25 protein-coding genes are annotated in these 17,096 nt (G+C 68.8%); 17 read left to right on the top strand and 8 right to left on the bottom strand.

Annotation, left to right across the window (positions count from 1 at the left end):
• The 4 genes from E1J50_RS16840 to lpdA form a co-directional block, all read left to right on the top strand.
• Nucleotides 1-951: pyruvate dehydrogenase complex E1 component subunit beta (locus tag E1J50_RS16840; protein WP_132254999.1), on the top strand; the 951-nt coding region annotated here is incomplete at its 5' end.
• A 1-nt stretch (nt 952) separates the two neighbouring features.
• Complete coding sequence (locus E1J50_RS16835; protein WP_132254998.1) at nt 953-1,237, top strand: DUF5076 domain-containing protein; 285 nt, start codon at nt 953-955, stop codon at nt 1,235-1,237.
• 49 nt (nt 1,238-1,286) lie between these two features.
• Complete coding sequence (locus E1J50_RS16830; RefSeq protein ID WP_132254997.1) at nt 1,287-2,711, top strand: pyruvate dehydrogenase complex dihydrolipoamide acetyltransferase; 1,425 nt, start codon at nt 1,287-1,289, stop codon at nt 2,709-2,711.
• Nucleotides 2,712-2,804: 93 nt separating this feature from the next.
• On the top strand, nt 2,805-4,244 hold the full coding sequence (gene lpdA, locus E1J50_RS16825) for a dihydrolipoyl dehydrogenase (RefSeq protein ID WP_132254996.1): 1,440 nt from the start codon (nt 2,805-2,807) through the stop codon (nt 4,242-4,244).
• A gap of 79 nt (nt 4,245-4,323) precedes the next feature.
• On the opposite strand, the gene E1J50_RS16820 is transcribed toward lpdA, so the two are convergent.
• A complete protein-coding gene (locus E1J50_RS16820) occupies nt 4,324-4,653 on the bottom strand; it encodes a PAS domain-containing protein (protein ID WP_245516611.1) in 330 nt (109 codons plus the stop codon).
• A gap of 139 nt (nt 4,654-4,792) precedes the next feature.
• Here E1J50_RS16820 and E1J50_RS28435 point away from each other — a divergent pair, with 139 nt between their 5' ends.
• Together E1J50_RS28435 and E1J50_RS16810 are read left to right on the top strand one after the other, a co-directional pair.
• A complete protein-coding gene (locus tag E1J50_RS28435) occupies nt 4,793-5,197 on the top strand; it encodes a DUF6489 family protein (protein WP_342635914.1) in 405 nt (134 codons plus the stop codon).
• 57 nt (nt 5,198-5,254) lie between these two features.
• The gene (locus tag E1J50_RS16810; protein ID WP_132254993.1) at nt 5,255-5,458 is read left to right on the top strand and encodes a hypothetical protein; all 204 of its coding nucleotides are present in this window, start codon (nt 5,255-5,257) and stop codon (nt 5,456-5,458) included.
• A 227-nt stretch (nt 5,459-5,685) separates the two neighbouring features.
• On the opposite strand, the gene E1J50_RS27410 is transcribed toward E1J50_RS16810, so the two are convergent.
• Complete coding sequence (locus tag E1J50_RS27410) at nt 5,686-5,826, bottom strand: hypothetical protein (protein WP_165937896.1); 141 nt, start codon at nt 5,824-5,826, stop codon at nt 5,686-5,688.
• A gap of 226 nt (nt 5,827-6,052) precedes the next feature.
• Here E1J50_RS27410 and E1J50_RS16805 point away from each other — a divergent pair, with 226 nt between their 5' ends.
• The gene (locus E1J50_RS16805) at nt 6,053-6,313 is read left to right on the top strand and encodes a hypothetical protein (RefSeq protein ID WP_132254992.1); all 261 of its coding nucleotides are present in this window, start codon (nt 6,053-6,055) and stop codon (nt 6,311-6,313) included.
• 138 nt (nt 6,314-6,451) lie between these two features.
• A complete protein-coding gene (locus E1J50_RS16800) occupies nt 6,452-6,688 on the top strand; it encodes a DUF6894 family protein (protein ID WP_132254991.1) in 237 nt (78 codons plus the stop codon).
• 22 nt (nt 6,689-6,710) lie between these two features.
• On the opposite strand, the gene E1J50_RS27405 is transcribed toward E1J50_RS16800, so the two are convergent.
• Both E1J50_RS27405 and E1J50_RS16795 read right to left on the bottom strand, forming a co-directional pair.
• The gene (locus E1J50_RS27405; RefSeq protein ID WP_165937895.1) at nt 6,711-6,887 is read right to left on the bottom strand and encodes a ribosome modulation factor; all 177 of its coding nucleotides are present in this window, start codon (nt 6,885-6,887) and stop codon (nt 6,711-6,713) included.
• 80 nt (nt 6,888-6,967) lie between these two features.
• The gene (locus tag E1J50_RS16795; protein WP_132254990.1) at nt 6,968-7,495 is read right to left on the bottom strand and encodes a patatin-like phospholipase domain-containing protein; all 528 of its coding nucleotides are present in this window, start codon (nt 7,493-7,495) and stop codon (nt 6,968-6,970) included.
• A 295-nt stretch (nt 7,496-7,790) separates the two neighbouring features.
• Between E1J50_RS16795 and E1J50_RS27400 the strand changes: the two genes are divergently transcribed.
• The 5 genes from E1J50_RS27400 (at nt 7,791) to E1J50_RS16775 (ending at nt 11,294) form a co-directional block, all read left to right on the top strand.
• Complete coding sequence (locus E1J50_RS27400) at nt 7,791-7,934, top strand: hypothetical protein (protein WP_165937894.1); 144 nt, start codon at nt 7,791-7,793, stop codon at nt 7,932-7,934.
• A gap of 182 nt (nt 7,935-8,116) precedes the next feature.
• Nucleotides 8,117-9,151 carry a hypothetical protein gene (locus E1J50_RS16790; protein ID WP_245516610.1) on the top strand — a complete coding sequence of 345 codons (1,035 nt, stop codon included), beginning with the start codon at nt 8,117-8,119 and terminating at the stop codon, nt 9,149-9,151.
• 38 nt (nt 9,152-9,189) lie between these two features.
• On the top strand, nt 9,190-9,843 hold the full coding sequence (locus E1J50_RS16785) for a DUF1345 domain-containing protein (RefSeq protein WP_132254989.1): 654 nt from the start codon (nt 9,190-9,192) through the stop codon (nt 9,841-9,843).
• A gap of 313 nt (nt 9,844-10,156) precedes the next feature.
• Nucleotides 10,157-10,444, top strand: coding sequence for a DUF6894 family protein (locus tag E1J50_RS16780; RefSeq protein ID WP_132254988.1), 288 nt, complete (start codon nt 10,157-10,159; stop codon nt 10,442-10,444).
• Nucleotides 10,445-10,523: 79 nt separating this feature from the next.
• Entirely contained in the window at nt 10,524-11,294 is a 771-nt protein-coding gene (locus E1J50_RS16775; RefSeq protein ID WP_165937893.1) for a trypsin-like serine peptidase, read from the top strand.
• On the opposite strand, the gene E1J50_RS16770 is transcribed toward E1J50_RS16775, so the two are convergent.
• Nucleotides 11,291-11,761: a hypothetical protein gene (locus tag E1J50_RS16770; protein WP_132254986.1), complete on the bottom strand. Its 471-nt coding sequence runs from the start codon at nt 11,759-11,761 to the stop codon at nt 11,291-11,293. The genes E1J50_RS16775 and E1J50_RS16770 overlap by 4 nt on opposite strands.
• A 420-nt stretch (nt 11,762-12,181) precedes the next feature.
• Here E1J50_RS16770 and E1J50_RS16765 point away from each other — a divergent pair, with 420 nt between their 5' ends.
• Entirely contained in the window at nt 12,182-12,742 is a 561-nt protein-coding gene (locus E1J50_RS16765; RefSeq protein ID WP_425374939.1) for a cell wall hydrolase, read from the top strand.
• A gap of 115 nt (nt 12,743-12,857) precedes the next feature.
• Here E1J50_RS16765 and E1J50_RS27395 read toward each other — a convergent pair whose 3' ends face one another.
• Both E1J50_RS27395 and E1J50_RS16760 read right to left on the bottom strand, forming a co-directional pair.
• A complete protein-coding gene (locus E1J50_RS27395; RefSeq protein ID WP_165937892.1) occupies nt 12,858-13,034 on the bottom strand; it encodes a hypothetical protein in 177 nt (58 codons plus the stop codon).
• A 197-nt stretch (nt 13,035-13,231) separates the two neighbouring features.
• Nucleotides 13,232-13,747, bottom strand: coding sequence for a PRC-barrel domain-containing protein (locus tag E1J50_RS16760; RefSeq protein ID WP_132254984.1), 516 nt, complete (start codon nt 13,745-13,747; stop codon nt 13,232-13,234).
• 188 nt (nt 13,748-13,935) lie between these two features.
• On the opposite strand from E1J50_RS16760, the gene E1J50_RS16755 reads away from it, so the two are divergent.
• The 3 genes from E1J50_RS16755 to E1J50_RS16745 all read left to right on the top strand — a co-directional run bounded on the left by E1J50_RS16755 (nt 13,936) and on the right by E1J50_RS16745 (nt 15,816).
• Nucleotides 13,936-14,226 (top strand): GlsB/YeaQ/YmgE family stress response membrane protein, encoded by a 291-nt coding sequence (locus E1J50_RS16755; protein WP_132254983.1) that lies wholly within the window; start codon nt 13,936-13,938, stop codon nt 14,224-14,226.
• Nucleotides 14,227-14,360: 134 nt separating this feature from the next.
• Nucleotides 14,361-15,341 (top strand): lipoyl synthase, encoded by a 981-nt coding sequence (gene lipA / locus E1J50_RS16750; protein ID WP_132254982.1) that lies wholly within the window; start codon nt 14,361-14,363, stop codon nt 15,339-15,341.
• Between the two features lie 13 nt (nt 15,342-15,354).
• A complete protein-coding gene (locus E1J50_RS16745; protein ID WP_132254981.1) occupies nt 15,355-15,816 on the top strand; it encodes a type II toxin-antitoxin system RatA family toxin in 462 nt (153 codons plus the stop codon).
• Here E1J50_RS16745 and E1J50_RS16740 read toward each other — a convergent pair.
• On the bottom strand, nt 15,798-17,024 hold the full coding sequence (locus E1J50_RS16740) for an FAD-dependent oxidoreductase (protein WP_132254980.1): 1,227 nt from the start codon (nt 17,022-17,024) through the stop codon (nt 15,798-15,800). The two genes, E1J50_RS16745 and E1J50_RS16740, sit on opposite strands and share 19 nt — an antisense overlap.
• Nucleotides 17,025-17,096: the final 72 nt, after the last annotated feature.

The raw sequence follows: 17,096 nt of genomic DNA, 5'->3' as shown, positions 1-17,096 counted from the left end.
CGCGACGCGATGGCCGAGGAGATGCGCCGGGACGAGGACGTCTTCGTGATGGGCGAGGAGGTCGCCGAGTATCAGGGCGCCTACAAGATCACGCAGGGGCTGCTGCAGGAATTCGGCGCGCGGCGCGTGGTCGACACACCGATCACCGAGCACGGCTTTGCCGGCATCGGCGTCGGCGCGGCCTATACGGGCCTGAAGCCGATCGTCGAGTTCATGACGTTCAATTTCGCCATGCAGGCGATCGACCACATCATCAACTCGGCCGCCAAGACCCTCTACATGTCGGGCGGCCAGCTCGGCTGCCCGATCGTGTTCCGGGGGCCGAACGGCGCCGCCGCGCGTGTCGGCGCCCAGCACAGCCACGATTACGCGGCCTGGTACTCGAACGTGCCGGGACTGAAGGTCATCGCGCCCTACACGGCCTCCGACGCCAAGGGGCTCCTCAAGGCCGCGATCCGCGACCCGAACCCGGTGATCTTTCTCGAGAACGAGATCCTCTACGGCCAATCCTTCCCGGTGCCGAAGCTCGACGACTTCGTGCTGCCGATCGGCAAGGCGCGCATCCACCGCCAGGGCTCGGACGTCACCATCGTCTCCTTCGCGATCGGCATGACCTACGCGCTCAAGGCCGCGCAGGCGCTGGCCGAGCAGGGCATCGAGGCCGAGGTGATCGACCTGCGCACGATCCGGCCGATGGACACGGACACGGTGGTGGAATCCGTCAAGAAGACCGGCCGCTGCGTCACGGTGGAGGAGGGCTTCCCGCAATCGGGCGTCGGCGCCGAGATCGCGGCGCGCCTGATGGTCGACGCCTTCGACTATCTCGACGCGCCGGTCCTGCGCATCACCGGCAAGGACGTGCCGATGCCCTACGCGGCGAATCTCGAGAAGCTCGCGCTGCCGACCGTGGCCGAGGTGGTCGAGGCCGCGAAAAGCGTCTGCTACAAGTAAGATGAAGGATTTCCAGGAACTCTCCCCGCCTCCCGACGCCCTCGAGAAGGGCGGCGTCGAGGTCCTGCGCGCCAGCGTCGTCGACGGGGCGGTCAGCATCGCCCTGCGCCGCTCCTTCGACGACCCCTTCACCTGGGGCGTGCTCCTGATCGACCTCGCCCGTCACGCGGCCCGCATCTACGCGCTCGAGACCGGCCTCACCGAGGAGGAGGCCTTCGCGCAGATCCGGGAGGGTCTCGCCTCCGGCGGCAGCGAGGATCCCGAGCCCGGCTCTGCCCTCAACTGACCGCTCACGAACTCATTCCAGGCCCTTGGCCGCTCAGGATCATCAAGCGATGCCGATCAACGTCCTGATGCCCGCCCTCTCGCCCACGATGGAGAAGGGCAACCTCGCCAAGTGGCTCAAGAAGGAGGGCGACGCGGTCAAGTCCGGCGATGTGCTGGCGGAGATCGAGACCGACAAGGCCACGATGGAGGTCGAGGCCATCGACGAGGGCGTGCTCGCCAAGATCCTGGTGCCCGAGGGCACCGCGGACGTGCCGGTCAACGACCTCATCGCGCTGATCGCCGCCGAGGGTGAGGATCCGGGCAGCGTCCAGGCCCCGTCGGGCGGCGCGGCGCAGGCCGAAGCGCCGACGGAGGCCCCGAAGGCGGAGGCGTCCCCCGCGGCCCAGAACACCACGCCGGGCGGCGGCCACATGAGCTACGAGCGGGTGAACGAGGCGCCCGGCGGGGCGAAGCCGGCGGCGAAGGGCAACGAAGCCGCGCAGGCCGCGCCCGCGGGCGGGCGCGTCTTCGCCTCTCCGCTCGCGCGCCGCATCGCCAAGCAGGAGGGCATCGACCTCTCTGGCATCCAGGGCTCGGGTCCTCACGGGCGGGTGATCGAGCGCGACGTGCGCGCCGCGGCCGCGAACGGCACGGGCAAGGCCGCGGCCCCGAAGGCCGCCGAGGCCCCCGCCGGGACGGTTGCCGCCGCGCCGCCCCTCGCACCGAAGGCCGCCGCGGCCGGGGCCGCCGGCCTCAGCCTCGATCAGGTCCGCGGCTTCTACGACAAGGGCGCCTACGAGGAGGTGCCCCTCGACGGGATGCGCAAGACCATCGCCAAGCGCCTCACCGAGGCGATGCAGGTGGCTCCGCATTTCTACCTCACCGTCGATTGCGAGCTCGACGCGCTCATGAAGCTGCGCGAGCAGCTGAATTCCAGCGCCGGCAAGGACAAGGACGGCAAGCCGCTCTTCAAGCTCTCGGTGAACGACTTCGTCATCAAGGCGATGGGCCTCGCGCTGATGCGCGTGCCGGCGGCGAACGCGGTCTGGGCCGAAGACCGGATCCTGCGCTTCAACAACGCGGAGGTCGGCGTCGCGGTCGCGATCGACGGGGGCCTGTTCACTCCCGTGATCCGCAAGGCCGACCAGAAGACGCTCTCGACGATCTCGAACGAGATGAAGGACTTCGCTGCCCGCGCCCGTGCCAAGAAGCTGAAGCCCGAGGAGTACCAGGGCGGCGTCACCTCGGTCTCGAATCTCGGCATGTTCGGGATCAAGCACTTCACGGCCGTGATCAATCCACCCCAATCGACGATCCTCGCGGTCGGCGCCGGCGAGAAGCGGGTGGTCGTGAAGGGCGACGCGCCGGCCGTGGTGCAGGTGATGACCTGCACCCTTTCCTGCGACCACCGCGTCCTCGACGGCGCCCTCGGCGCCGAGTTGATCGCGGCCTTCAAGAGCCTGATCGAGAACCCGATGGGGATGCTGGTGTAGGCCGGCGCGCTGCGCCTGCCGCGCAGGCCGGCCAGGCGTCACCACCCCCACCCCAGCCCTCCTCGCAAGGGAGGGAATCGCTCGGAGAGCCAGATGCCCGACACCTACGACGTCCTCATCATCGGCGCCGGGCCCGGCGGCTACGTCACGGCGATCCGTTCGGCGCAGCTCGGGTTCAAGACCGCCGTGGTCGACCGGGAGCATCTGGGCGGCATCTGCCTGAACTGGGGCTGCATCCCGACGAAGGCCCTGCTGCGCTCGGCCGAGATCTACCACTACATGCAGCACGCCGCCGATTACGGCCTGTCGGCGGAGAAGGTCGGGTTCGATGCCGCGGCCATCGTCAAGCGCTCGCGGGGCGTTTCCGGCCGCCTCAACGGCGGCGTCGGCATGCTGCTCAAGAAGAACAAGGTCGACGTGATCTGGGGCGAGGCGGCGATCGACTCCGCGGCGAAAGGCAACCAGCCGGGCCAGGTCACCGTCAAGGAGACGAAGCGCGCCGAAGCGCCGAAGGGCGCAAAGGGCGCGGGCACCTATCAGGCCAAGCACATCATCGTGGCCACCGGCGCGCGCCCCCGCGCCATCCCCGGCATCGAGCCCGACAAGAAGCAGATCTGGACCTATTACGAGGCCATGGTGCCCGAGAAGATGCCCAAAAGCCTGCTCGTGATGGGCTCGGGGGCCATCGGTATCGAATTCGCCTCGTTCTACCGCACCATGGGCGCCGAGGTGACGGTGGTGGAGTTGCTACCCCAGATCCTGCCCGTCGAGGATGCCGAGATCGCGGGCCTCGCCCGCAAGCGCTTCGAGAAGCAGGGGATCAAGATCCTTACCGGCGCCAAGGTGACGAAGGTCGAGAAGGGCTCCGACTCGGTCACGGCGACGGTGGAGGCCGGGGACGGCAAGTCGCAGCAGATCACGGCCGAAAAACTGATCTCGGCGGTCGGCGTCGTCGGCAACATCGAGAATCTCGGCCTCGAGAAGCTCGGCGTGAAAATCGACCGCGGCATCGTCGTCACCGACGGGCTCGGGCGCACCAACGTGCCGGGGGTCTACGCGATCGGTGACGTGGCCGGGCCGCCGATGCTCGCCCACAAGGCCGAGCACGAGGGCGTGATCTGCATCGAGACCATCAAGGGCCTGCACACGCACCCGATGGACAAGGGCAAGATCCCCGGCTGCACCTACTGCCAGCCGCAGATCGCGAGCGTGGGGCTGACCGAGGCCAAGGCGAAGGAGCAGGGCTTCTCGGTCAAGGTCGGCCGCTTCCCCTTCGCGGGTAACGGCAAGGCCATCGCCCTCGGCGAACCGGACGGACTGATCAAGACGATCTTCGACGCCCAGACGGGGCAATTGCTCGGCGCTCACATGGTCGGGGCCGAGGTGACCGAGCTGATCCAGGGCTACGTCGTCGCGATGACGCTGGAGACGACCGAGGAAGAGCTGATGCACACGGTCTTCCCCCACCCGACGCTCTCGGAAATGATGCACGAGAGCGTGCTCGACGCTTATGGCCGCGTGATCCATACCTGACCGGAGACCCGACATCCGCGCGTCGCTCGCTGCCCGGGCGCCGGGAGCCAGATCGATGGCGCGGGCGCCCCTTCGAGGCTCAGTCGAGGGGCAGGAGGATGTTCGAGCCGCCGACGAGGCGACCCGCTCGATCGTAGAGCGGGGTCGGGTAGGGCATGAAGGGGCGGCGGGACCCGTCCGGACGTTCCAGCACCGCCTGTACGCCGCGGACCGCCCGCCCTTCCTTCAGAGCGACGGCCATCGGGCATTGGTCGAGCGGGAGGTGCCTGCCGTCCGGCGTGTAGATGCGCCAGGAACCACACCAGCGAGCCTCGCCCAGAGAGGGGGGATAGCCCCAGAGTTCCGCGGCGGCCGCGTTGTAGTACGTTAGCCAGCCGTCCGCATCGGTCGTGTAGAGAGGGGATCGCAACGATCTGAAGAGCTCTTCCCGAGACGGCTCGTAGTTCCAATCCATGTCGGGCGCATCGATCACGTATTCAGGGCCGCCTAAGGTCACAGCTCGCTCATCCATCATTGCGTGGATGCGCCTTTAGCGAGCGGGTTGCGGCATGGCGTTAACAAATGTGCGACGGCTCCCACAGTTTCCGGTATTCGCGACGGGCAATCGGGTTTTGTGTCGTATTTATGAAATCTTGGATGCCAAACACCCCGGAGCGCTCCTTTCGTACGAACGCCGACACGGCGATATGCCAACGGGAATCCTAGGAGGGAACATGAAAATCAGCGTCAATATCGATTGCACACCTGAGGAAGCTCGAGCGTTCTTCGGACTTCCGGATGTCCAGCCGATGCAGGCGGCTCTCCTGGCCGAGATGGAGAAGCGGATGCTGGCCGAGATGGATCGCTTCGCTCCCGATGCGCTTCTGAAGAATTGGCTGTCCTCGGTCTCGCAGAGCCCCGACCAGATGCGGGAGACCTTCGCGCGCATGTTTCAGCAGGGCTTCGGACGGTAACGGGATCCACGCCCGTGCGTTGACCCGCGAGCGGTCTCCTGCTCCCGAGAGGTCCACATGAAGAATCCCGCACTGAGCCTCTGGCTCTCCGCTGCCAATCAGGCGGCCGGCTGGTGGATGGGCATGGCCACATCGACCGCACGGCGCCAGCAGCAGATCGCCCTGTCCGAGATGACGCGGGCTGCCACGGGCCGGTCGGCCTCGGGCAAGAAGCCGGCACGAAAGCGGCCCGCCCGGCCAAAGCGTCGGCGCAGCGTTTAAGGGCAGAGGCCGCCCGCCTCCGGCCTGATCGCCCTGGCTCCGCTTCATTCGACCCCTGTCGCGGCCGTCTCATCCGCCTTGCCGTCGCCGGCACGCCCCCGTGGCGTGGGCCTCGGCCGATCGACGCGCATCCGCGCCGGCCTCGGGCTTCCGCGCCTCGCGGCACGGGCTCTACTCCATGCGAGAGCAATGTCTGGCGGCCTGCCGCGAGCCGCGGCCCGGCGCGCTCAGACGGCCTCGCGCTTGGCCGCCAGAGCGACGCGGCCGCCTGGCTCCGCATCCGGATTGCGCAACTCGCGCATGCCCGGCGCCCGGCCGCTGACCAGAAATGCGACGACGGTGAGCACCAGCAGAACCTTCGAGGCCATCGTCCCCGCCCCCTCTCGCACGAGGCGACGGGGTTAGGGCCGCCTGCCGTATCGGCGGATGCGCTGGCGCACAGCAATCCGCCACGGGTGACGGATCCCGCGCGACAAGGTGAGTGGAGCGTTAACGGACGCTGGGGGAGGGCCCGTGGAACCGGAGCCGCCAAGCTTCGTCATCTCGTCGAGGCTCGCGCACGGCGATCGCGCGCCCGAGCCCGGACCCTGGCCGATGCGCGCATCCGACCCGACCCTCACCGCCTTCGAGACCACCGTCGCGGGCCTTGCCCGGGATGCCGCCCGCAGCGAGCGCCTCGCGGGCGACTACGCGCGACTCGCTGCCTACCTGTCGCAGGAGGGCCGCACCTCCGCGGTGGATCTCTTCGAGAGCCTGAGCCGCCACCATGCCATCCGCGCCCTCGAGGACCGCGCCCGTCTGGAAGCGGCCGTCCACGAGCGCAATGGCGGCGGCGACCCGGAGCAGGACGACTGAGTTTTTCCTACCCGCGGCCCATGAGGCAAAGTGCCCGAGGGTACCGAGAATCGTCCGAGGGCGTTGGGACACCCACCGGAAACGTTCTCGTGCTAAAGCACCCGTATTGTTCTCGGGTCACCCCGACCGGATTGTTCCATGGCGCGCTATTTCATCGATCTTCACGACGGGTCGCAGCACATTCAGGACAAGGAAGGATTTGAGGCCGCGGGGCCTATGATCGCGCGCGAGCGCGTCGTCGGGATCATGTCGGCCGTCGCGCAAGGATTTCAGGCCGGTTCCGACCACCAGCATTGCGTTGCAGCCGTGCGGGACGAGAGCGGGACTGTCCTGTTCCGAGCCCGCCTCTCCCTCAACTTCGACGAGGCCGAGTAGATCGGCCTCGTCGCGGACGAGACTAGCCCTCTCCGCGCTCGGGCCGATCCACGTTCTGTTCCGGCTCGCCACTGGTGAAGCCGTCGAGCCAGTCGGCGCTCTCCTGGGAGCCGGCCTCGTAGGGATTGACCGTGTCCGGCTGGCCTGCGCGTCTCGCCGCGCTACCCTCGTTCCACTGCTGCGAGCGGGTCGATGCCATGGATGCTCCTCCTGCTGTCCATCACGCCCGCGCCTGTCGGCGCGGCCGGGAGAGCAACGCGGAACACCGCGGATCGCTGCCTACCAGCAGGCGCGGGGCAGCCGCCGCTTCCAGCGCTCGCCCCGGGCGAGCTCGGGGGTCGCCTTCGCGACGGTCCTGCGGCGGCCCGCAGGGGGCTCCGCTGCGGTCGGCAAGAGTACCGGGCTGGCGTCGGCAGCGGGCAAGAGTTCAGGCTCCACCCTCGCGGTCTTCGGAAGCGAGGAGCCGGAAGTCGCCGGCTCCGCCATCGTCGAACGCGCCGTCCTCGGCTTCACGCGGCGGACCCGGGGCAGCGGCGGCTCCTCGAAGGTCCGCATCTCGGGCTCGGGCGCCGGAGCCTCCGCGACGAGCAGGCTCGGCAGCACCCGCCGCGCCTCGGCCTGAGGCGCGGGCGAAACGTGCTCGGGCACGCGCTCGGCCTTGAGCCAGAGGCTCTCGGCGTCGAGGGCTCGGGCAGACGAGACAGGAGTTGGGGCGGGAACGCGGGATGGAATGGCGAGACCGAGGCTCTGCCGGCCATTCGATTTCACTTCGACGGTAAAAGACCGCCGCACGCGACTGCGCGACATGGTGTGTTTGAAACTCGTCAGTGTCGGAGGACCGCGTCGGACGCGATGCTTCAACAGATAAGGCAAGACGCGATTTTGTCGAGAGGAAATGACGAATCCGTTGCTATTTCTTTATCCGGACAGCTGATCGGTACGGTGGCTCGGCCGAATGCTTGCCGGCATGTCTGCGCCCGGTGCCGTACATCCGCGTGCCGGCCGCGATATTGCCGTTCTCGCGCGGTTGAAGGGGCGGGAGCGGGCGCGGGCGAGGTCTTCGGCGTATGTGTGTACGGGTGGCCGTCGGGCCGGTAAGACCGTGAACCCGATTGCCTTCACCCTGATCTGGGTCGGCGTCATCGGCTTCATCGGCATGGTGGGATACGCGTCGGAAGGCGGCCCGGCCTGGGTGTTCGCGGCCGTCATCCTCGCCTGCGTCGCCTTCATGATCCGCTGGCGATAATCCATCGCCGGTGGGCCGGGGCGCGGATCCCACGCGGAGATGCCGGGCTTCATCCCGACAAATTCAACTTATGAGTGAATTTCTGACAAATGTGTCCGTGCGGATGCAGTCAGGATGCGGGCCGGCATGCCATCCGGTTCGGAAGACGGTCGATCGGGGCCTGTCGCTTCCGAGTCGCGCCGATGAGACCGTGTCATCCCGTCAGCCTCTTCCTCGTCATCCTGTGTCTCGCCGGCCCGTTTTCGGCCGTGCCGGCGCCTGCCCTGGCGGGGCAGGGCAGCGCGGCCAAGGGCGATGCCAAGGCCAAGGGCGATGCCAAGGCCAAGGACGATGCCAAGCCCAAGGATGAGGCCAAGGGCGGGGGCCAGGGTGCCGGCGGCGCATCGTCCGGCTCGGAGGACGAGGTCGATACCGAGAACCTGTTCGGCTTCACGGAAGGCTCGGAGACGGGCAAGAAGGGCGAACAGGAGATCCTGCTCGACAGCGTCGGCTGGTTCAGCAAGCGCCGCGCCGGTCCGGGCCCATCGCATTACGGGGTCTCGAACACCAAGCTCAGCTATCAGTTCGACCCGGCCGAGAATTTCAGCATCGATCTCGGCGTCTTCGCCGACGTTCGCAGCGTCCGCAACATCGCCGACCTACCCGACAAGTCCTACGGCACCTTCGACGGGGCCTCGGCGGAGTTCAAGGTCCGGTTCCTCAAGGCGTCGGCCGACAATCCGCTCGGGCTCGCGGTGGAACTGCGCCCACGCTACGCCCGGGTGCTGCCGATCGAAGGGCAGGGGGCGGACATCTTCGATATGGAGAGCGTGCTGCAGTTCGACATCCGGCTCGTTCCGGACACGATCTGGTACGGCAGCAACATCAGTTTCGAGCCGAGCGTGGGCCGCCTGCGCGGATCGCGCGAGGTCGACCGCTCCTCGACCTTCCTGTGGTCGCACGCCGTCGTCGCGCGGGTGGGCAAGGACACGTTCCTCGGTCCCGAGCTCCGCTACCTGCGTGCCTATGACGGGGCGTTCCTCAACCGTTTCGAGGGACACGCGGTCTTCCTCGGGCCGGCCCTCTATCACCGCATCACGGAGAAGGCGTTCGTGACGCTGGCCTATTCCGCGCAGGTCGCCGGGCACGACCGGGATCCGAGCTACACCCGGCGCGCATTCGACCTCAGCCATTTCGAGCGCCACGCCGTACGGGTGAAGCTCGGGCTCGAATTCTGAGGCGCGGGCGCGGCCGTGATCGTGGGAGACGGACGGGCATGACGAACCCCTTGCGCGCGTTCTGGCTGCGCCCGCGTCTCCTCGCCTCGCTGCTCCTCGTCGCGGCGCTCGCCGTGGCGCTCCCCGTCGAGTCGCTCGCCACGCGCCTCCTCATCGGCTGGTGCCTCGGCGTCTGCGTCTACGTCGCCCTCGTCGGTTGGCGGGCCGCCCGCGACCCGGCGACGCTTCGCGGCGAGGCCTCCCGCCTCGACGACAGCGCGATGGTGATCTCGGTCTTCGCCCTGCTCGCGGCGGCTGCCAGCATCGGCGCGGTGGCCATGCTGGTCCTCGGTGAGCGGGGAGACGATCCGATGCGTGCCCCCCATCTCGTTCTCGCCGCCGCGACTCTCGTCTGCGCCTGGGCCTTCGTGCAGGTCGTCTTCGCGATCCACTACGCGCATCTCTACTACGGCGAGGGGGAGGCGGGCGGCGCGCGGGGCGGGCTCGACTTCAACGGGGACGAGGCGCCGGACGCCTGGGACTTCCTGTACTTCTCGGTGACGATCGGGGCGACTTCGCAGACCTCCGACACCGACATCACCGCGAAGATGATGAGGCGCGTCGTCACCCTGCAGACGATCTACGCCTTCTTCTTCAACACGAGCATCCTGGCCCTCGGCATCAACCTCGCCGCGGGCTTCGCACAGAAGTGAGGGGCGCTTCGCGAGCGCGAATCAGCAAAACGCCGTTTCGAGGCCGGTTCCGGCGTCGTACTTTAGTGCAAGGTTGCAAGTGCAACCCCGCGTGGTATCGTTGAATACCATCGCCGGAAATGTTCCGATCAGGAGTTGCATCACGACGGAGCGAAGCTTTTACGCGTCGCGCTTGTCCAAGTACGTTTATGCACTTAAACTTTGTTAATGCCGCGGTCAGGCCAAGTTTCTAGCTCGGAGCCGTCGCCCGACCGCGCTTCGCATCGCGCTGGTGACGCGCCAGCCAACCCTCGTCGACTCGCCGGATGCACCCATGGCCCGCTACTTCTTCGACGTTCACGACAGCCAGGTGACGACCCTCGACGAGTACGGCGCGGAATGCGTCGACCGGGGCGCCGTCTCGGATGAGGCCCTGCGCGTCCTGTGCGAGATCGCGGGCGACTGGCCGCAACGGCACCTGCATCGCGGCCTGCGCGTGACGGTGCGCGACGGCAGCGGACACATCGTGCACGCGGCAGCCATCCACCTCTCGGCTCAGTGGCTCGACGAGGACCGTCCCGCCGCCGCGCCGAGTCCCCAGACCGCCGGCATCGCGGCCTGAGCGGCTCCGCCGGCTTGACGCACGGTGCTCCCGGGCTATCTGCCGGGCGGAGCCGGCGGTGCGCCGGGGAGGATTTCGCGTGCGGGGGCCGTCCCGAGTCTGCCTGATCCTCGCGGGGTTCATTCTCGCGGGCGAGACCGCTCTGGCCGAGGAGATCACGGTCGATCCCGCTCGCTGGCCCTTCGCCGCGATCGGCAAGCTCAACGTCGTGACGGGGCCGGGAAGCCGGCAATTCTGCACGGCGACGCTGATCGGGCCCCGTCTCGTCCTGACAGCCGCGCATTGTCTCTGGGATCGGGCGCGCCGACGCTGGGTCGAGCCGGACTCGATCCACTTCGTGGCCGGCTACGATCAGGGTCGCTATCTCGCTCACGCCCTCGCCAGCAGCGTGCGGAAGCCGCCCGACTACACCTATGCCTACGGGACGAGTCGGCCGAACATGCCGAATGACTGGGCCTTGATCGAGCTCGCGAGCCCGATCCCGATCAAGCCCCTGGCCCTGGAGCACCTCGTTGCCGCCGGCGGGGAGCGCAGGACCCGGATCGACATCCAGCGGGCGGGCTATCGACGCACGACCTCCCAGTTCATGAGCGCTCAGAGGAGCTGCGCCGCTCGCCTCACGGAGGGGCCGGCCCCGCTCCTCGTCCACGATTGCCGCGCGATTCCGGGCGAATCCGGATCGGCCCTGCTTCAGGTCGAGGACGGTCAGCCGACGGTGATCGGCGTCCTCGTCGCCGGTCCCCGGGCCGGCGGACCGCCGGGTCCCTCCTTCGCGGTGCCGACGAGCGCCTTCCTCGGCCCCGCACAGGAAATCCTGGGGCGGCAGGCCGCCGCGCCGCGAAGGGGTTAGGCGCTCGCCGGCGGCGCCGATTTCGGGCGGGTGCAGACCAGGACGAGGGAGAGCACGAAATCCACGCCCTTCGTCGTGACGGTTCGCAGCATCACGCCGGTGCGCCTGTTGAGGCGCAGGGTCTCGTCGGGTCGCGTGCACTCGACGACGCTGGACCGTAGCCGATCCCGTCGGCAGGCGAAGCGGGCGACCGCGCTGTTCGAATCGTTGATGAGGACGAGGCTCATCCCCTTCGCCTCGAGGCTGACCGAGACACCCTTGCCCTCGACAGCATCGACCACCTCGGGGCTGCCGTCCTTCAGGACGGTGGTCGCACCCTTGGTGATGCAGGCGAAGGTCTCCGCCTGGGCCGGCACGGTCGCGAGGAGAAGAGCCGCGAGCAACACCCTGCGGGACGACCCGTGGCGCGCGCGCGAGAAGCCGAACCGCGCACCGCGACGTGATCCGCCGGCGTTCGTGTGAGGCAAGGGAGGCTCCCGATTCGCAGGGTTTGCCCGCAGGGCGGGCAAGGACCGGCGGTAGACACGATCCCGCGCAGGCCCACAAGAACAGGACGGCAACACCGGGCCGGCCAAGCGCGGCGGGCCGGCGGGGCCACGGCCACGGAAGGGCAGCGGCGCCAGCAGGTTAGGCCAGCCTCCGCAGCTTGTTCACGAAGCCGCGCCTGCGCTTCCGAAGGGTCTCCGGAAAGTCCTGCGCGAGCACCCTCAGGCTATAGCCGATTTGCCATCAAGCTTGGCTTCAGGCATCACTGACGGCAACGATTCGAAACAGAGGTCGAGAGGGGCTGCATGCAGGCTATCCGAGGCACGAGATCGGCTGTCTATCTTGGACTTGTTCTTGCTCTGCCGGGACTCGGCGCCTGCCAGCTCAGTCCGAATACTGATTTGACAACGGGATCGATCGGCCGGGCCACGCCCGTCGCGGCGACCCCGGCCGAGCGCGAGTGCCTCGCCCGCGCCATGTACTTCGAATCGAACCGCAGCGACGAGGAGGGCCTGCTCGCGGTCGGCACCGTGGTGATGAACCGCGTGGACGCCACCACCTACCCGAACCGGATCTGCGACGTGGTCGGCCAGCCCCGGCAATTCGCCACCGGCGTCCTGACGAAGCCGATGCGGGCGCAGGACCGGCCGCGCATCGAGCAGGTGGCCGACGCCGTGCTCGCGGGCGAGCGCCACCCGCAAGTGGGCCGCGCCATGTTCTTCCACACGGCCGGGCGCCGCTACCCCTACGGCAACATGCATTACGTGGCGCTCGCCGGAGGCAATGCCTTCTACGAGAAGCGCGGGCGCGGCGCCCCGGAACCGGTGCCGGCCGCCGCGACGGTGGCAGCGGCTAGCCCGACTCGGCCGGAGCGGGAGATCACGGCTGCGCAGACGATCCTCAACGAGCCCGCCCGCAACATCTGCAGGGTGGCGGCCCTGGGCATGGCCGGCCACGGCTGACGGCCTCGATCCCGGCCCGCATCCTGCGTCTCGGCGCAGGACGGTCCGGACCCCTCTGTCAGGGAAGCGGCGCGCCATCGGGCGGCAGCGCCGGACCGGCGTCCGGCGCTGCCGTTCAGCCCTCGCGCTCCGCGCCGAGCCCCGCCTGCGGGCTGCGCCGGGCAGCCTGCGCCATCCGGATCAGTTCGCGCGCCGTGAGGCCGCGCCCTGGGGAAGACGGGGTCTCCCGGCTCTCCGCGGCCGGCGCCCTGGCGCAGCCGCTCGTGCCGAGGCGCAGGTCCCGTTCCCGCATCGCCTGCCGCCACCGTACCGCCCTGCGCAACGCCGAGACCATCACCGATCCGATTCATCCATCGCTGTGGACAAGCGTAGCCGTAAACCTCGTGTTAGGAAATTCTTGACGGGTTCGGGGAGCGCCCTACGGGTCCCCGTCCATGCAGGGGACGCGAGGCCCGCGTGCGCATTACGCGGACGGGGACCCGCCGCGCCTCAGGACTTCTTCTTGTACTCGAAGGCGGGAGCGTTCTTGAGCTCGTCCTTCGAGGTGTTGACGAGGGCGCGCAGCCGGTCGTCCTTCTTCGACAGCGTGACGCTCGCCGGGCTGACCGCAACGTAGCGCTCCCCGATGCCGAGGAAGCCGCCGACGCCGATGATGACGGCGTGGATCGTCTTGCCGTCGAGGATCACGAAATCCTCGATCTCGCCGACCGTCTCGTTGCTGTTGTTGTAGACGGTGAGGCCGACGAGCTTCGACGTGAGGGTGTCGGCGGGCTGGGTCGTGATGAACTGCACCTTCGCGGTGGCGCTGTCGGCCATCTTCATGCCGCCCTCGGCGACCGCCGCGGCGGAGGACGAGTTCGGCGTCGGCGAGGCCGTGGCCGAGGGCGCCGCCTCGGGCTTGGCCATCTCGGGCTTGGCCATCTCGGGCTTGGCCGTCTCCTGGGCCAGGGCGAGGCTCGGGAGGCCGGCGACGAGGATCGCGGCGAGAACGGTTCTGATGGTCACGGGGCCTGTCCCTTCGATGGTGGGGGCGCCGCTTCCGGCACCCGAATGCCGCCTGTAACGGCAGCCCTCCGAACACGGTTCCGGTTCCCTGCACGGCCGTCGGGCAGGGCCCCGCGGTGCCCGCAGGCTGGACTCCCGGTGCGGCTTCGGACCATGCTCCGCCACCACTAAAGCAGGGGATCGGCTACATGGACGGACAGGTCTACGGCGCGCTCGGACAGCCCGGGGTCGGCTTCCTGATGGCGATCCTCATCGGGGCGATCGCGGGCTGGCTCGCGGAGAAGTTCACCTCGGCCGACATGGGCCTGTTCTCGAACATCATCATGGGCATCCTCGGCGGCCTGCTCGGCAACTTCCTCGCGGCCAAGCTCGACATCGCGGTGTTCGGCTTCTGGCGGAATCTGCTCTCCGCGACGATCGGTGCCGTCATCATCATCACGATCTACCGGGCCATCCGCGGGCGCAGCATGCGTTACTGACGGGCGCGCCTGTCGCGACGCGCCGCCGCGCCGGTTTGCGGGCGCGCCCGGGAGGCCCTAAGTCAGGGGTTCCGATCCCAGGATCATCCGACGCCCCGCCCTCGAGCGCGGGCCAAGTCCTCGCGCGGTGTGGCATGGCCGTCGTCCTCGATCTCCTCCAGAACGATCCCCGTCCGGCCACCCCCGTCCGCCTGCGCCACCCGGAGAAGGCGCACAGGCCGGACCAGCCGGTGCAGGCGCGCAAGCCCGACTGGATCCGCGTGAAGGCGCCGGGATCGCCGGCCTATGCCGAGACCCGCGCCATCGTGCGCGAGCACGGCCTCGTCACCGTCTGCGAGGAGGCGGGCTGCCCGAATATCGGCGAGTGCTGGGAGAAGCGGCACGCCACCTTCATGATCATGGGCGACACCTGCACGCGGGCCTGCGCCTTCTGCAACGTGCGGACCGGCCTGCCCGGCGCCCTCGATCCGGACGAGCCCGAGAAGATCGCCGATTCGGTGGCCAAGCTCGGCCTGCACCACGTCGTGATCACGAGCGTCGACCGGGACGACCTCGCGGACGGGGGAGCGGAGCACTTCGCGCGCACCATCGCGGCGATCCGGGTCCGCAGCCCGGGCACCACGGTCGAGATCCTCACCCCCGATTTCCTGCGGAAGGATGCGGCGCTGGAGGTCGTGGTCGCGGCCAAGCCGGACGTGTTCAACCACAATCTCGAAACGGTGCCGGGCAACTATCTGACCGTGCGGCCGGGTGCCCGCTACTTCCACTCGGTGCGCCTCCTGCAACGGGTGAAGGAGCTTGATCCGACCATCTTCACCAAGTCCGGCATCATGGTCGGCCTCGGCGAGGAGCGGAACGAGGTCGTGCAGCTCATGGACGATCTGCGCTCGGCCGACGTGGACTTCCTGACCATCGGCCAGTACCTGCAGCCGACGAAGAAGCACCACGAGGTCGTGCGCTTCGTTCCCCCGGACGAGTTCAAGGGCTACGAGACCACCGCCTACGCCAAGGGTTTCCTGCTCGTCTCGGCGACCCCGCTCACCCGCTCCTCCCACCATGCCGGCGACGATTTCGCCCGGCTCAAGGCGGCCCGCCTCGCCCGCCTCCAGGCCTGAACCGGGATCCCCGATGCCCTCCTTCCGCATCACGCGCGCGGTGCGCCACAGCCCCGAGCAGATGTACGACCTCGTGGCCGACGTCGAGCGCTACCCCGAATTCCTGCCGCTGTGCGAATCCCTGCGCGTGCTCAGGCGGCAGCCGGGACCGGGCGAGGGCGTCGAGGTCCTCGTCGCCGAGATGGCGGTCGGCTACAAGGCGATCCGCGAGCGCTTCACCACCCGCGTCACGCTCGACCGGGCGGCGCTGAAGATCACCGCCGAGTATATCGACGGTCCCTTCCGGCACTTGGAGAACCGCTGGGCGTTCAAGCCGGGGCCGAACGGCGGCTGCAGCATCGACTTCTTCATCACCTACGAGTTCAAGAGCTTCGCCCTCGGCCTCCTGATGGGCAAGATGTTCGACAAGGCCTTCCGCAAGTTCACCGACGCCTTCGAGAGCCGGGCCGACCGGGTCTACGGCGCGACGGCCTGAGGAACCGAGACGTGCTCGGGGCGGAAGCCGAGCCCGACGAGGCGGGCCGGCAATCGCTGCAACCAGGGCACCCGGCCGAGGAGGCGTAGCGCCAGGGGTGGCGCGAGCGGCGCGCCGGACCCGTCGAGGACGCGGGCGATGACCCGGTCCTGTACGAGGCGCTGGAGGCGCTGGGTCATGCGCGTCGGCGGCATCCGCCGGGCCTGCACCTTGGCGAGATCATCTTCCGTCAGGCGCCCTTCGAGGAGCGGCGCGCTGAGGAGGTTCGCGGCCGCCACCGCGTCCTGAACCGCGAGGTTCACCCCGACGCCGCCGATCGGCGACATCGCGTGCGCGGCGTCCCCGATGCAGAGCAGACCCGGTCGGTGCCAGCGCTTCAACCGATCGACACGGACGGTGAGGAGCTTCACCGCTCCCCAATCCTCAAGCTCGCAGACCCGGTCGGCGAGGAACGGCGCAAGGCCCGCCACCGCGGCGCGGAACGCGTCGAGACCGCGCGCCCTCAGATCCGCGTCGCCGCCTTTCGGCACCACGTAGGCGCATTGCCAGTAATCGCCCCGGTCGAGGGTGACGAGGATGCTGCCCCGCCCGAAACGTCCGCCCGTCGCGTCGGTGTCGGTGGGCCGGCGGCCGAGGCGGAACCAGAGCACGTCCATCGGCGCGCCGAACTCCTCCCGCTCGAATCCGCCCTGCTCGCGGATGCGGGAATGGCGCCCGTCCGCCGCGATGACGAGGTCGGCTCGGATCTCGATCGGGCCCGCGGGCGCCTGTGCCCGGACACCGACGACGCGGCCATCCTTCTCGATCAGCGCGTCGCCTTCCGTCTCCATGAGCAGGCGGAAGCCCGGATAGCGCCGCCCGACGCCGGCTAGGAAGTCGAGGAAGTCCCATTGGGGCATCATGGCGATGAAGCGGTTGCGCGTCGGCAGGTGCCGGAAATCGGCGATGCCGAAACTGTCGGCCCCGACATAGGCCGTCAGCGTCGCGACCTTGCGATGCGGCAGGGCGAGAAAGGCCCGGCGCAGGCCGAGTTCCTCCATCACGTCGAGGGTCGAGGGATGGATCGTGTCGCCGCGGAAATCCCTCAGGAAGTCGGCGTGCTTCTCCAGGACCAGGACGTCGAGGCCCGCCCGCGCGAGGAGGAGCGCGGCCATCATGCCGGCCGGACCGCCGCCGACGATGCACACCTTCGTGGAGAGCCTGTCCATGGCCGGCGCCTCCTGCCCGAGAGCGGCATCCTACACCCGCACGGCCACCCTTGGGCAGCCCGGTCGGAGCAC

The sequence above is a fragment of the Methylobacterium segetis genome (genome assembly GCF_004348265.1).
Lineage (GTDB): Bacteria > Pseudomonadota > Alphaproteobacteria > Rhizobiales > Beijerinckiaceae > Methylobacterium > Methylobacterium segetis.
The sequence above is the reverse complement of the archived record's forward strand: the minus strand, read 5'-3'. Positions and strand labels throughout refer to the sequence as shown.

Excerpts from the sequence above, each read along its gene's own strand:
- E1J50_RS16835 (WP_132254998.1), top strand. The coding sequence starts at position 953 with ATGAAGGATTTCCAGGAACTCTCCCCGCCTCCCGACGCCCTCGAGAAG.
- E1J50_RS16830 (WP_132254997.1), top strand. The coding sequence starts at position 1,287 with ATGCCGATCAACGTCCTGATGCCCGCCCTCTCGCCCACGATGGAGAAG.
- lpdA (WP_132254996.1), top strand. The coding sequence starts at position 2,805 with ATGCCCGACACCTACGACGTCCTCATCATCGGCGCCGGGCCCGGCGGC.
- E1J50_RS28435 (WP_342635914.1), top strand. The coding sequence starts at position 4,793 with ATGGCGTTAACAAATGTGCGACGGCTCCCACAGTTTCCGGTATTCGCG.
- E1J50_RS16810 (WP_132254993.1), top strand. The coding sequence starts at position 5,255 with ATGAAGAATCCCGCACTGAGCCTCTGGCTCTCCGCTGCCAATCAGGCG.
- E1J50_RS27410 (WP_165937896.1), bottom strand. The coding sequence starts at position 5,826 with ATGGCCTCGAAGGTTCTGCTGGTGCTCACCGTCGTCGCATTTCTGGTC.
- E1J50_RS16805 (WP_132254992.1), top strand. The coding sequence starts at position 6,053 with ATGCGCGCATCCGACCCGACCCTCACCGCCTTCGAGACCACCGTCGCG.
- E1J50_RS16800 (WP_132254991.1), top strand. The coding sequence starts at position 6,452 with ATGGCGCGCTATTTCATCGATCTTCACGACGGGTCGCAGCACATTCAG.
- E1J50_RS27405 (WP_165937895.1), bottom strand. The coding sequence starts at position 6,887 with ATGGCATCGACCCGCTCGCAGCAGTGGAACGAGGGTAGCGCGGCGAGA.
- E1J50_RS16795 (WP_132254990.1), bottom strand. The coding sequence starts at position 7,495 with ATGTCGCGCAGTCGCGTGCGGCGGTCTTTTACCGTCGAAGTGAAATCG.
- E1J50_RS16790 (WP_245516610.1), top strand. The coding sequence starts at position 8,117 with ATGAGACCGTGTCATCCCGTCAGCCTCTTCCTCGTCATCCTGTGTCTC.
- E1J50_RS16785 (WP_132254989.1), top strand. The coding sequence starts at position 9,190 with ATGACGAACCCCTTGCGCGCGTTCTGGCTGCGCCCGCGTCTCCTCGCC.
- E1J50_RS16780 (WP_132254988.1), top strand. The coding sequence starts at position 10,157 with ATGGCCCGCTACTTCTTCGACGTTCACGACAGCCAGGTGACGACCCTC.
- E1J50_RS27395 (WP_165937892.1), bottom strand. The coding sequence starts at position 13,034 with ATGCGGGAACGGGACCTGCGCCTCGGCACGAGCGGCTGCGCCAGGGCG.
- E1J50_RS16755 (WP_132254983.1), top strand. The coding sequence starts at position 13,936 with ATGGACGGACAGGTCTACGGCGCGCTCGGACAGCCCGGGGTCGGCTTC.
- lipA (WP_132254982.1), top strand. The coding sequence starts at position 14,361 with ATGGCCGTCGTCCTCGATCTCCTCCAGAACGATCCCCGTCCGGCCACC.
- E1J50_RS16745 (WP_132254981.1), top strand. The coding sequence starts at position 15,355 with ATGCCCTCCTTCCGCATCACGCGCGCGGTGCGCCACAGCCCCGAGCAG.
- E1J50_RS16740 (WP_132254980.1), bottom strand. The coding sequence starts at position 17,024 with ATGGACAGGCTCTCCACGAAGGTGTGCATCGTCGGCGGCGGTCCGGCC.